The organism is Denitraticella aggregata, assembly GCF_048158365.1.
In the GTDB taxonomy this organism is placed as follows: Bacteria; Pseudomonadota; Gammaproteobacteria; order Burkholderiales; family Rhodocyclaceae; genus Azoarcus_F.
The window spans coordinates 131993-145084 of the sequence record NZ_JBLLNL010000005.1; the positions used below are offsets into that span (position 1 = coordinate 131993).

At 65.4% G+C, this 13092-nt stretch carries 11 protein-coding genes and 1 pseudogene; 10 read left to right on the forward strand and 2 right to left on the reverse strand.

All coding sequences use genetic code 11. From position 1 onward, the window contains the following. Positions 1–157 precede the first annotated feature (157 nt). A complete protein-coding gene (locus ACKVEX_RS08360) occupies positions 158–310 on the forward strand; it encodes a DUF3309 family protein (protein WP_473215256.1) in 153 nt (50 codons plus the stop codon). An 18-nt stretch (positions 311–328) separates the two neighbouring features. Here ACKVEX_RS08360 and ACKVEX_RS08365 read toward each other — a convergent pair. Continuing rightward, a pseudogene (locus ACKVEX_RS08365) lies at positions 329–850 on the reverse strand (prenyltransferase); the annotation flags it as partial. 396 nt (positions 851–1246) lie between these two features. On the opposite strand from ACKVEX_RS08365, the gene ACKVEX_RS08370 reads away from it, so the two are divergent. The 8 genes from ACKVEX_RS08370 to ACKVEX_RS08405 all read left to right on the forward strand — a co-directional run bounded on the left by ACKVEX_RS08370 (position 1247) and on the right by ACKVEX_RS08405 (position 10809). Further along, positions 1247–2890 (forward strand): peptidoglycan-binding domain-containing protein, encoded by a 1644-nt coding sequence (locus ACKVEX_RS08370; RefSeq protein ID WP_473215257.1) that lies wholly within the window; start codon positions 1247–1249, stop codon positions 2888–2890. 60 nt (positions 2891–2950) lie between these two features. Further along, complete coding sequence (locus tag ACKVEX_RS08375; RefSeq protein WP_473215258.1) at positions 2951–3493, forward strand: ferritin-like domain-containing protein; 543 nt, start codon at positions 2951–2953, stop codon at positions 3491–3493. Positions 3494–3702: 209 nt separating this feature from the next. Beyond that, positions 3703–5001: a helix-turn-helix domain-containing protein gene (locus ACKVEX_RS08380; RefSeq protein WP_473215259.1), complete on the forward strand. Its 1299-nt coding sequence runs from the start codon at positions 3703–3705 to the stop codon at positions 4999–5001. 54 nt (positions 5002–5055) lie between these two features. Then, entirely contained in the window at positions 5056–7653 is a 2598-nt protein-coding gene (locus ACKVEX_RS08385) for a chemotaxis protein CheB (RefSeq protein WP_473215260.1), read from the forward strand. 129 nt (positions 7654–7782) lie between these two features. Continuing rightward, complete coding sequence (locus ACKVEX_RS08390; RefSeq protein ID WP_473215261.1) at positions 7783–8004, forward strand: hypothetical protein; 222 nt, start codon at positions 7783–7785, stop codon at positions 8002–8004. Positions 8005–8408: 404 nt separating this feature from the next. After that, entirely contained in the window at positions 8409–9134 is a 726-nt protein-coding gene (locus ACKVEX_RS08395) for a proteasome-type protease (RefSeq protein ID WP_473215262.1), read from the forward strand. Between the two features lie 53 nt (positions 9135–9187). Further along, positions 9188–9928, forward strand: coding sequence for an N-formylglutamate amidohydrolase (locus ACKVEX_RS08400; RefSeq protein WP_473215263.1), 741 nt, complete (start codon positions 9188–9190; stop codon positions 9926–9928). Between the two features lie 59 nt (positions 9929–9987). Further along, the gene (locus ACKVEX_RS08405) at positions 9988–10809 is read left to right on the forward strand and encodes a transglutaminase-like domain-containing protein (protein ID WP_473215264.1); all 822 of its coding nucleotides are present in this window, start codon (positions 9988–9990) and stop codon (positions 10807–10809) included. A gap of 10 nt (positions 10810–10819) precedes the next feature. Here ACKVEX_RS08405 and ACKVEX_RS08410 read toward each other — a convergent pair whose 3' ends face one another. Next, complete coding sequence (locus tag ACKVEX_RS08410) at positions 10820–11800, reverse strand: diguanylate cyclase domain-containing protein (RefSeq protein ID WP_473215265.1); 981 nt, start codon at positions 11798–11800, stop codon at positions 10820–10822. Between the two features lie 618 nt (positions 11801–12418). On the opposite strand from ACKVEX_RS08410, the gene ACKVEX_RS08415 reads away from it, so the two are divergent. Beyond that, positions 12419–13003 carry an outer membrane lipoprotein gene (locus ACKVEX_RS08415; RefSeq protein WP_473215266.1) on the forward strand — a complete coding sequence of 195 codons (585 nt, stop codon included), beginning with the start codon at positions 12419–12421 and terminating at the stop codon, positions 13001–13003. The last annotated feature ends 89 nt before the right edge of the window (positions 13004–13092 follow it).

Consider the following 13092-nt stretch of genomic DNA (forward strand, 5'->3'; position numbering starts at 1 on the left):
GCGCACTGCCGCCCGGCAGTGCGCGGCCGTACTGTGTTCGATAGCGAACAGACGACGATTGCGGTTCGCGTAGCATTTGTTCCAGGTACATGGATGGTCCGGGCGGTCGATGTGATGCCAGCCTCGACCGAAAACATCAACTTGCTGGAGCACTGCAATGGGAACAATTCTGCTAGTCATTCTGATTCTGCTGCTGATCGGTGTCCTTCCGGCCTGGCCTCACAGCCGGTCTTGGGGATACGGACCGACCGGTGGCATCGGACTCATAGTCGTCATCCTGCTGATTCTCGTGCTGCTCGGCAAGATATGAAGGCTGGCGGCGCACCGCCAGCGTTCGCTTGCCGGCGGCGGCGTCAGCGTCCAGATCGGGGATGCCCGACAATGTGATCGACGGCAGGATCGCCAACAGCAGCGGCAGACTCAGCAGCCACGGCAGCACGTCGTGCCAGACCCCGCCCATGAACACGTAGCCGCACACGATCACGCCAATGCTGTGTGTCACCGCCACGTCCAGCGCGCCCAGTCCCCGATAGCACAGCTTCAGCGGCGGCGCGGTGTAGCCGATCGCGAGTATCGCCATCACGCCCAGCACCGCGACCACCGCGAACAGCATGGCCGGGGTGACGGCAAGCAGCCAGGCCGAAGCGGCAATGAAGCCCATCAGGGCGACGACGATGCCGGTCCGGACTTCGGCGGGACTGAGCAGCCCTTCCACCAGCACCCGCGATCCGCCGGTAAAGGTACTGAAGAAGCGGTTACGGCGGTCGCTCGGATAGTCCACCGTCTCGTTAATCAACACGGTGGCCACTTCGAGCAGGAACAGGCACAGGTAGCCGATCCAGTACACCGGATTGCCGGATACGCCGCTCTGCGGCGACGCGGCGCGGTCTCAGCGCAGCCCGAAAAATCCCAGAATGACCAGCACGATGACGACGAGGCCGACGAGATAGATGATGTTGTTCATGATTGTGCCCCTTGCACGGATTGAGTGACCGACGCGCATCGACGCGCGGTTCGGCAAAGATCAGTCTAGTCGCCGGACTGACCCCATTCTGTGCGCTGCCGCACGCAGGATCGGCCCGGTTCGGCAACCCGGTCCCTGAGCCGGATCGGCAGCTCGAGGCTGACGAATCCCGCCACTTGCATCCCAGGCGGTGAATGTGCGCGGCCGTACAGATCGGCCCGGGACGGCCCCCTATGATGCTTCGACACGCTATCGGAAGTTTCCCGCAGGAGGGACCGCATCATGTTAGTTCAACGCAATGGTTTTGCTTACCCTGCGCTGCTGCTCGGTCTCGCCGCATCGTTCGGCCTGCCCGGTCCGGTGTTGGCACAGTCCGGCGCGGATCTGGCGGGTTCGCATTTGAGCGGGTCGGCCTATCAGGTTGCACAATACTCCTCCACCGTGCTCGGGCTTCAGCGCGAGCTGAACCAGCTCGGCTTCGATGCCGGACCGGCCGACGGACTGATGGGTGCGCGCACCCGCAGCGCGATCCAGGCCTACCAGCGCGACAACCAGCTGCTCGTGGACGGCCAGCCCACCGCGAGCCTGCTGTCGCATGTGCGCGCCACCGCCCAGAGCCGGACGCCCGCGCCTGCCGCGTCGAGATCGGAGCTGTCGTCCCAGCAGGTCGCGGACATCCAGGAAGCGCTGCGCGGCCTCGGTTACACGACCGGACGGGCATCCGGTCGGCTGGACGACGAGACCCGTGCGGCGATCCTTAGCTACGAATCCGACCACGGCTTGCTGATGTCGGGTGAGCCGAGCACGGAACTGCTCCGGCACATGCGCGAGCGTGCCGGCACCGCAGCGGCTGCGAGCCCGGTGCCGGTGGATGCGAACACGCTGGCACGGATACAGACCGAACTGCGCGTGCGCGGTTACCCGATTCCGCTGATCAGCGGCCGGATGGATGCCCCGACCCGCCAGGCCATTCTTGAGTATCAACAGGGGCAGGGCGTGCCGGTGACCGGGGAACCCAGCCAGGCGCTGCTCGAGGCGTTACGCATCGGCAGCGCGGAAACGACGCCCGTTGTGGCGCTGAGCCGCGAACAACGCGCAGCGGCGCAGCGGGCCCTGAATGCACGCGGCTACGACGCCGGGCCGCCGGACGGCGTGCTTGGTCCGCGCAGCCGGGTTGCGGTCCGGAACTTCCAGGCTGCGAACAACATAGGTGCGACCGGTGAACTCGATGCACCGACGCTGGAGCGACTGGGCGTCGGTACCGTGGCCACGGTACAGCCGCCGGTCGCCGCCGCGTCCTATCAAGTGCGCGTCCGGGACGACTTCTCCGACGGCGACCACACCCGCAATCCGGCCTGGCGCATCGCGTCCGGTCGCCTCGACGTGCGCAACGGTGGTCTGAACTCGGTGGTCACCCCGTCCGGGACACGCCCGCAGGACGCGGGCCGCCAGATGCTGGAGGACTTGCTGAAGCAACGGCTCGGCGTCGAGCGTCCCGGTCAGGATGCGGCGGTGGCCGCAGTGGCCTATCTGCCGATCCAGGTGGCACCGGTGTTCCGCATCACGATGCTGGTGTCCGGTTCCGCGGAGCCCTACAGCCATGTCGAACTCGGTCCCTATCGCGGCAACGGATTGAATCACGGCTATCGACTCAGTCATCGCGGTGACCAGCCGCTGCAACTCATCTTCACCGACGAGCGCGGCACCTCGGTCATTGCCAGCGCGCGCTACCGGCTCGCGAACAGCGTGCCGCAGCGCCTCATCTGGCAGCGCGATGCCGACGGCCGCATGACGGTGACCCGGGATGACGAGGCGCTGATCGACGTCGTAGACCGCAAGGTGAGCGACGGTTTCGATGGTTTCTCGCTGATCAACGCTGGCGGCGAATGGACGCTGCACGAGCTCATCGTCGAGGATCGCAGCTGACATGGGTTCGGAATCCGCGCGCCGGATGTCCGGCCGCACCAGACCACCACAGGACGACAAATGACCAAGACAGATGTTCAATCCGACGTTCAGGGCGTGCGCGTACGTGCCCGCCAGCACATCGAACAGGGCGCGGTGACCGCGCGCTACAGCGCACATCTCGCAACCGTGCTGACGCGCCTCAATGATGCGCTCGCGACCGAGCTGGTATGCGTGCTGCGCTACCGGCGTCATCATTTCATGGCGCGCGGGATCCATTCGCAGGCGGTGGCGGCGGAGTTCCTGGCGCATTCGAACGAGGAGCAGGCCCACGCCGACCAGCTGGCGGCCCGCATCGTGCAACTCGGCGGCGAACCGGATTTCTCGCCCGACACCCTGGTCCGACGCAGTCACGCCGAGTATGTGGAAGCCGCCACGCTCACGGACATGATCACCGAGAACCTGGTCGCCGAACGCATCGCGATCGACAGCTATCGCGACTTCATCCAGTACGTCGGCGATCAGGACCCGACCACGCGGCGCCTGCTGGAATCCATTCTCGCAATGGAAGAGGCGCACGCGGATGAACTGGCCGACCTGCTGCACGACCGTCCGCAGCGGTAGGGCGCCCGCCTCGTCGCAGCACCGTCACCGACCGATCGACTCCAGGAGAAGGGATGCTCAAACGACATCGTCCTTCGACCCTTCCGCCCATCGCAAAGAGCGACACTGAAGGTACGTCCCGGCGTTTCTGGGCTATTCTTGCCCATGCGGACGGCACGCCATCGTCAGGACTCGATGCGGGAGTTCCGCGTCAAACGAGGAAGACCGGCATGGCATCGTCCCCTCCCGAGCATGACCCGAAGCGGAACCGCATCCTGGCCGGGTTACCCGATGCGGACTACTTTCGGCTGCACAACGACCTCGAGCGGGTACCGCTGAAGCTCGGACAGGTGCTGTTCGAGCCCGGGGACAGGCTGGAGCACGTGTATTTTCCGATTGCCGGGATCGTGTCCATGGTGTTCACCACCGAGGATGGATCATCGGCCGAACTGGCGATGACCGGCAACGACGGTCTGGTCGGCACGCCGGTGATCCTGGGCGGAGAGACCACGACGTACAAGGCGGTGGTGCAGAGCGCCGGCTGCGCATATCGCCTGCGCGCCGACATCGTTGCATGGGAACTCGAACAGGGCGGCAGCCTGCTGCAGCTGGCGCTGGCCTATGTGCAGGCACTGATGACCCAGATGGCGCAGGGCGTGGTGTGCAATCGTCACCATAGTGTCGACCAGCAACTGTGTCGCTGGCTGCTGCTCAGTCTGGACCAGCTGCCCGGCGATCAGCTCGACATGACGCAGGAACTGATCGCGAACATGCTCGGCGTGCGCCGCGAAGGCGTCACCGAGGCCGCCGGCAAGCTGCAGGCCGCCGGCCTGATCCGATACAGCCGTGGCCATATCACGGTGCTCGATCGGCCGGGACTGGAGCAGCGGGTGTGCGAATGCTATCGCGTGGTCCGGTCGGAGTACGACCGGCTGTTCGGTCTGAGGCCGGTCCCGCAGCTCAGGGGGCGGGTACGCCCCAATCCGGCCACGCTGCGTCAGCGCGCCGAGAAGCGGCTGCAGGAAGCCCGTCCTCCGCTGCCGGACACCGCCTGGGATACCGCGCGCCTGATGCATGAGCTCCAGGTGCATCAGATCGAGCTGGAGATGCACAACGAGGAGCTTCGCAGTGCCTACGACGAAGCCGATGCGTTGCGCGCCCGCTATGCCGATGTCTACGATTTTGCGCCGGTGCCTTATCTGACGCTGGACACCGACGGTGCGATCCTGCAGCTCAATCTCGCCGCGGCGATTCTGCTCGGCATCAAGCGCTCGCAGAGGGGTCGCCATCGCTTTGCCGCATCGCTGACCGAGACCTCGCTGCCGATCTTCGACCGCTTCCTCGACGACGTACTGATCGGCAGGAACAAAGGCTACTGCGAAGTCGTTCTGGTCGCGACGCCCCAGCATCCCGAGACGCTGGTCAGGCTGGAGGGGGTTCCGGACGAGGATGGACGGGAATGCCGGATCGTGATGATGACCATCCGCTCCGACCAGCCGGGTCACGCCGATCGACGACAGCACAATTAGGCGGGCACATGGTCGCCGCATCCGATCCTCACCCTCGCCGAATGGCCCCCCGTCATGGATGAACACGAAGCGCCCCGAACCTCCGTCACGGCGGCCGATGCGCCCGGTTCGTCGCCGGGTGAAGGTTTTCCGGTAGTCGGAATCGGTGCGTCGGCGGGCGGGCTCGAGGCGCTGGAGCAGTTCCTGTCCCGCGTGCCACCGGACAGCGGCATGGCCTATGTGGTCGTCCAGCACCTCGATCCCACCCACAAGGGCATGATGCCCGAGCTGCTGCAGCGTGCCACGCCGCTGCCGGTGGTGCAGGCTAAGGACCGGCTCAAGGTCAGGCCGGACCATGTCTACGTGCTTCCGCCCAACCGCGACATGTCCATCCTGCGGGGTAAGCTTTATCTGTTCGAGCCGACCGCACCGCGGGGCCAGCGGCTGCCGATAGACTTCTTCCTGCTGTCGCTGGCCGAGGATCGCCGTCAGCACGCGGTCGGCGTGCTGCTGTCGGGCATGGGCTCGGACGGCAGCGCCGGCCTGCGTGCGATCAAGGAGAACGCCGGACTGGCGCTGGTGCAGGATCCGGCGGCCGCGGCGTTTTCGTCCATGCCGCAGAGCGGCATCGATACCGGCATCGTGGATATCGTCGCACCGGCCGAGGAACTGCCGGCGCGCATCATTGCCCGCCTGCGCGTAGGCCCGACCGCCGCCGAATCCGCGCATGACGCCGATGGCCAGCTCAGGAGCGGGCTGGAGAAGGTGCTGATCCTGCTGCGTGCGCACAATGGCCAGGATTTCTCGCATTACAAGAAGAGCGCGCTGTATCGTCGCATCGAACGGCGCATGGGCATCCATCAGATCGGGCGCCTCGCCGACTATGTGCGCCTGTTGCAGGAAAACCCGCAGGAACTCGACCTGCTGTTCAAGGAATTCCTGATCGGCGTGACCAGTTTCTTCCGCGACCCGGCCGCCTGGGACAGCCTGCGTGACATCGCATTTCCAGCGCTGTTCGCACGCAGCTCGTCGGGCCACGCCTTGCGTGCCTGGGTCCCGGCCTGCTCCACCGGCGAGGAAGCCTACTCGCTGGCGATCGTCTTCAGGGAGGCGCTCGAACGATACCGGCCGGCCGGGCGTTACTCGCTGCAGATCTTCGGCACCGACCTCGCGCACGACGCGATCGATCATGCGCGTCAGGGCCATTACCCGGCCAGCATCGCGGCCGAGGTGTCCGCCGACCGGCTGGCGCGTTTCTTCATCGCCATCGATGACGGCTATAAGGTCGGCAAGGAAGTGCGCGACATGGTGATTTTCGCGTCGCAGAACATGGCTCAGGACCCGCCGTTCACCAAGCTGGACCTGCTGTCATGCCGCAACGTGCTGATCTACTTCGGGTCCGAACTGCAGAAGAAACTGCTCGCGCTGTTCCATTACAGCCTGACCCCGGGCGGGGTACTGTTCCTGGGCAATTCGGAGACGGTCGGTTCCGACACCGATCTGTTCGCGCCGCTCGATGCGAAAGCGCGGATCTACCGCCGCCTCGACATGTCACCTCACACGCTGGAAATCGATTTTCCGACCCGCTTCCGCATGCTGCCGGGCGCAGCGAGCGAACTTCCGGCGACCCCGCCCGCCGCGAACCTGCAGGCGCTGGCCGATCAGCTGCTGCTGCGTCAGTTTGCGCCGGCTGCGGTGCTGGTCAATAACCGTGGCGACATCATCTACATCAACGGCCGTACCGGGCGCTACCTGGAGCCGGCCTCCGGAAAGGCGAACTGGAACGTCTACGCGATGGCGCGCAACGGCTTGCGTCAGGCGCTCGGCAGTGCGCTGCAGCAGGTGGTCAGCGATTTCGGCCGGGTCGAGTGCAACGATGTGTCCGTCAAGGACGACGGGAAGACGCACGGAATCGATCTCACCGTGCAATACATCGAGGACCCCGAGCCACTGCGCGGCATGATCATGATCGTGTTCGCCGAACGGCGTTCAAAAGCCCTGGCCAGGCGCCGGGCCGGGACGAGGACGCGCTCTTCGAAGGAGGCCGAACTCGAGGACGCGCTGCAACAGGCGCGCGACGAGATCGGCAGATTACGCGACCAGATGCAGACCTCGGGGGAAGAGCTGAAGTCGACCAACGAGGAATTGCAGTCGACCAACGAGGAGTTGCAGTCGACCAACGAGGAACTGACCACGTCGAAGGAGGAGATGCAGTCCCTGAACGAGGAGTTGCAGACGGTCAACATCGAGCTGCAATCCAGGGTGGACGACTTGTCACGCATCAACGACGACATGCAGAACCTGCTCAACAGCACCGAGGTCGCCACCGTGTTCCTCGACGAGCGCCTGCATGTGCGCCGCTTCACGCCGCAGGTGGCCCACATCATCAAGCTGATCGATGCGGATGCCGGGCGCCCGTTATCCGATCTGGCGAGCGATCTGGACTATCCGGAACTCGAGGACGATGCCCGCAAGGTATTGCATACGCTGATCTTCTCTGAGAAACAGGTCGGCACGCGCGACGGCCGCTGGTTCACGGTGCGCATCATGCCGTATCGCACGATGGAGAACGTCATCAGCGGCGTCGTCATCACCTTCATCGACATCAGCGTGGCCAAGCGCCTCGAAGCGGAACTGCGCGCGACGGTCGCGCGTATCGAGGGTAGGTCCTAGGGCCTGTGCGTGAACAGCCCACCGCCCGCCTGCGCCCGGGGGAGGCTGCTATGTTCGACACCGAACAGACCTTTCCGGGTGGTCGGATTAATTTTGCATACATGAAGTACTCAAACCGGAGCCATTGAAATGAACGCAGTCAGAATTGCAGCCATTGCGCTGATCGTCGCAGGCGTGCTGGGCCTGATTTACGGCGGTTTCACCTATCCGAAGGAAACCCACCGGGCCAGCGTCGGGCCGCTCGATCTGTCGGTGACCGAAGAGGGGTCGGTCAATGTTCCGATCTGGGCGGGCGTCGGGGCGATCTTGATCGGTGGCGGATTGCTGGTGTTCGGCGGCAAGGGCCGATAGGCCGAGCACCCGATCGTCCGTCTTGTTTGCGTCGAGGCAGGGAGGGCGGCACGGTCGCGCCCTCCCTGCCCTTCAAGGGGTGGATGGCGGCACGGTCACTCCCTCCCTGCCCTTCAAGGGGTGGAGGGCGGCACGGCCGCTGCCTCCCTCCCCTTCAAGGGGAGGGCTGGGGAGGGGATGGGTTTGACTAGCGTCGCAGTAACCCATCCCCCTCCTGACCTCCCCCTTGAAGGGGGAGGAAATGGTGCCGACACTGACGTCACGTATTCGTTAATAGGGTGTCCCGGCAATCTGCTTTTGGCGGCATCCGTCACCCGCCTGCCCGCGGCATCAACAACCAGCCTATCGACGTGTCCCGGCAATCTGCTTTCGGCGGTACCCGCCACCCCTATCGAGGAACAGCAATGACTTATTGCGTCGGCGTCATGCTCGACGGCGGACTGATCTTCGCGTCCGACTCGCGCACCCATGCGGGGGTCGACAATTTCGCGAGCTTCTGCAAGATGAACGTGTTCGAGCGCGCCGGCGACCGGGTGATCGTGCTGCTGAGTTCGGGCAACCTGGCCGGCACGCAGGCGGTCATCGGCCTGCTCAGGCAGCGCGCGTCCAGGCCGGAAAGTCCCAGTCTGTGGAGGGCCGAATCCATGTTCGACGTCGCATTGCTGGTGTCGGACGCGATGCGCGAGGTCGATCGGCGCGACGGCCAGCACCTGACCGACAGCGATGTCGGGTTCAACGCGTCGTTCATCCTCGGTGGCCAGATCGCGGGCGAGCCGCCCCGCCTGTTCCGGATCTATGCCGAGGGCAACTTCATCGAGGCGGGTGACCAGACCCCCTATCTGCAGACCGGCGAAACGAAGTACGGCAAACCGATCATCGAACGGGTCATCACCCGCTCGACCTCGCTCAGCGACGCAGTCAAGTGCGTGCTGGTGTCCTTCGAGTCGACGATGCGCAACAACCTGTCGGTCGGCATGCCGATCGACCTGATCTGCTATCAACGGGACAGTCTGGAGGTGCGCAAGCGTCGCCGCTTCGAGTCGGGCGATCCCTACTTCACCACGCTCGGCCGGCAATGGAGCGAAGGCACGCGCGAGGTCTTCGCCCGCTTGCCGGACCTCGACTGGTAGGGTCCGGCATGTGGGGCGATGGGAGCGCCGGGGTGCAGGATGCGCCGAAGCACGTGACATTCGGCGGCGCTGCACTCGTGATCACCTGCGAGCACGGTGGCAACCGCATTCCCGCGTCCTATCGCGCGCTGTTTGCGCCTCACCGGGCCTTGCTCGCGTCCCATCGCGGCTTCGACGCCGGCGCGCTGGTCATGGCACGGGCGCTCGCGGCGGCATTCGAAGTACCGCTGCTGTCGGCGACGGTCAGCCGCCTGCTGGTCGACCTGAACCGTTCGGTCGGGCATCCGCATCTGCATTTCGAGCCGGTCCTCGAATTGCCCGGTCCCCGGCGGCAGCGCATCCTGAAGCGTCACTACCGGCCGTATCGCAGCCAGGCCGAGCAGCTGATGGACGACGCGATCGCCGCACACGGGCGCGTCATCCACCTGTCCTGCCACAGTTTCACGCCGGAGCTGCACGGCGAACGGCGAACCGCCGACATCGGCCTGCTCTATGATCCGGCCAGACCGGGCGAGAGGGCGCTGTGCGCGCGCTGGAAGCGCGCGCTCGAGACCCATGCGCCCGAGCTCGCGGTGCGGCGCAATTATCCCTATGCGGGCCGCAACGATGGCCTGACCGCGTGGCTGCGCAAGCACCATCCGCCCGAGGCCTATGTCGGCATCGAACTCGAACTGAACCAGAAGCACATCACGCGCACGACGCGCCAATGGGCCGCGCTGCGCGAGGTGGTGATCTCGTCCCTGCAGCGCGCGCTGGCCAGCGACGGCGACCATGCGGCCACGCGCACCACCTGATCCATCGAATCGCGATGCGCGGTCTCCGAACCGGCGCGTCGCACAAAAGGAGTGTCAACATGAAGATCCGCATAGGCTTTGACCTGGTATACGACTGCCCGCAGCCGACGCCGATGATCCTGACGCTGAACGTGCATTACACGCGGGCTTCGGACCTGCTCGCGCCGGACCATCTGATCGCCGATCCGCCGGTCCCGATGTCGGCGTATCGCGACGGTTTCGGCAACTGGTGTACCCGTATCGTCGCCCCTGCGGGCCTGCTGCGCCTGTCCACCGATACGGTGGTGCGCGACACCGGGCTGCCGGATGTGGTCGTGCCGCAGGCGCGCCAGATGCCGGTGCAGGCGCTGCCCGACGATACGCTGCAGTTCCTGCTCGGAAGCCGGTATTGCGAGACGGATCGCCTGTCGGACATCGCGTGGTCCCTGTTCGGCAATGCGCCGGAGGGCTGGGCGCGGGTACAGGCGATCTGCGACCATGTTCATAACCATATCGAATTCGGCTATCAGCATGCGCGATCGACCAGGTCGGCCTGGGAGGTCTTCCATGAGCGGGTCGGAGTCTGTCGCGACTACGCGCATCTGGCGATCGCATTCTGTCGCTGCATGAACATCCCGGCGCGCTATTGCACCGGCTACCTCGGCGACATCGGCATGCCGCCGCCCTATGGGGTGATGGATTTCGCCGGCTGGTTCGAGGCCTACCTGGATGGGCAGTGGTACACCTTCGACGCGCGCAACAACATGCCGCGCATCGGGCGGGTCCTGATCGCGCGGGGCCGCGACGCCGCCGACGTGCCGATCAGCAATGCCTTCGGTCCCAACATCCTGCAACGCTTCGAGGTGCGCACCGACGAGGTCGTCGACACGCCGAACGCCTGAACCCGATCGCCTACAGCGTTGGATCGAACAAGCGGACCTGGTTGCGTCCGGCCGACTTGGCCTGGTAGAGGGCCCGGTCGGCTTGCTTGAGCAGGTCCTCGACGCTCTCCCCCGGTCCGAACAGGCGCACGCCGATGCTGGTGGTGCATTGAAACTCGACGCCCCCGGCAGCGACCCGGTGCGCAATCGTGCGGTTCAACTTGTCACCGATCTGCTCGGCGAGCACGGCCGCGGTATGCTCGGACATGTCCAGCCCTTCCAGGATCATCACGAACTCGTCCCCGCCGATGCGTGCCACGGTATCGCCCTCGCGCAGCGTACTGCGCAGGCGCTGCGCGATCTCGATCAAAAACTGGTCGCCCGCATCATGACCGTGCGCGTCGTTCAGCGCCTTGAAGTTGTCGAGATCCAGAAACAGGATCGCGCCATACAGCCCGTTGCGCCTGCTGGCCGCGACCGCGTGCGCCAGGCGATCCTGAAACAGACGGTGGTTGGGCAATTGGGTGAGCGAGTCGTGATGCGCCAGACGTTGCATCTCGGCCGCAGCCGTGCTTTGCTCGGTGTTGTCGAAGAGTGCGATCCGCATCATCGCAGGGCAGTCGGGTCGATCCGTTGTCATGCAGTGAAGTTGAGCCGTAAACTGCAATCCGGCGGCGTTCCTGAGCAGCAGCTCGAGATCCGGAAACGGCGCGCCGGGCGCCTGCCATGCTGCGTCTGCATGCCTGTGCCAGCGATCGAGGTCGTGCGGAGCAATGAAGCGGTCGAGGCGTTGCTCGACCAGTTCCGACCGGGACACGCCGAGCCCGCGGGCTGCGGCGAAATTCGCTTCGGTGATATGGCCGTCACGCGAGACCGTGATATAGGCCACCGGTGCGCAGTCGAACAGGTCGATGTAGCGGTCACGCGCGACTTCCAGCGCGAGCTGGGTCTTCCTGAGCGCCTCGTTCTGCATCTGCAGTTCGATCTGATGCACCTGCAGCTCGTGCAGCAAGGCCCTGTCCTGCGGGACGGGCTCGTCTGACGCTGGGGCGGCGTGACGCACCTGCGCCTCGGCGGCGGTTCTCAGTGCGTTCCGCCGTGCATTCCTGTCGCTTTGATCGTCAGCCACCGGTCCTTGTCCCCGCATATCACGGTCGAGCGCTCCTGGCGGAGTCATGCGCGTGAAGTTGTGCAAACCGGGTTCCAGGTAATGGGTGGATTTCTGATGCCGCATGGTCGGTGCTCCCGCTATACCCGTCGTCATTGCTGCGGGCCTGTCCATCGTGCGTTGCCGTGACGGCGCTCCATCATCGAGGGCTGAGCCTACGCAGCCGGGTGCGGGGCGTCTGTTCGCTTCCTAACAAAGTTCCGTGCCGCGCCCGGCGTCGTTGCGCGGGACGAACGAATCGCAGGCGTCGCAGCAGCGATGAGGGTCGGCTCGGGCCGATCCGGTCGGAGCGCTGGCGCACAGACGGCGCCGGTCCGGATCGCCATGCTGATTGCAGATCGATCCAATCCACGGCCATCGTGCAGTGCCTGTCGGCTGACAAGCCCGGGTGGCCGCGGTGACCTCGACCCGTAGCCGCAGCATCGCGCGGTTGCCCATTCAGTTCCTGCGAAGAGGATCATCATGAAATCGAACAACCTGATCGGCCCCGCGCTCGGCCTGCTGGCCGCCCTGACACTGGCGGCATGCGGCACGATGAACGACCCGTTGTATGGTGGCAGCACGACGCCCGCGTCCCAGGTCGGCACGTCGGGCGGCAGTTATCCAGCCACGACCTATCCTTCCGGCACCTATCCGGTGACGACACAGCCGGCCGACACTTATCCGACCCAGACCTACTCCGGATACGGCGTGGTGCATTCGGTCGAGCGGGTCAGCCAGGCGCCGACCGTCACCGGTGGCGGTGGTAGCGGCATCGGCCTCGGCACCGTTGCAGGCGCAGTCGTCGGCGGGCTGATCGGCAGCCAGATCGGATCCGGAAGCGGCACCACCGCTGCGACGGTGGTCGGCGCGGCGGGCGGCGCCTATGTCGGTCACGAGATCGAGAACCGTCAACAGGCACAACAGGTGCAGGCCCAGCCCGATGTGCTCAAGATCACGGTGCGCATGGAGGACGGATCGTATCAGGACTTGCTGCAGCCACTCGACGCCGACTTCCGGGTCGGTGACCGGGTGCGGGTCGGAGACGGCGTTCTGCAGCGCTACTGAACAGTGGGAGGCCCTCCCGCAGCACATGCGACCAACAAGTCAGTGCATGGCCGCTACGAGGCAGGGCCGAAGGCCGGGCGTGATGCGAG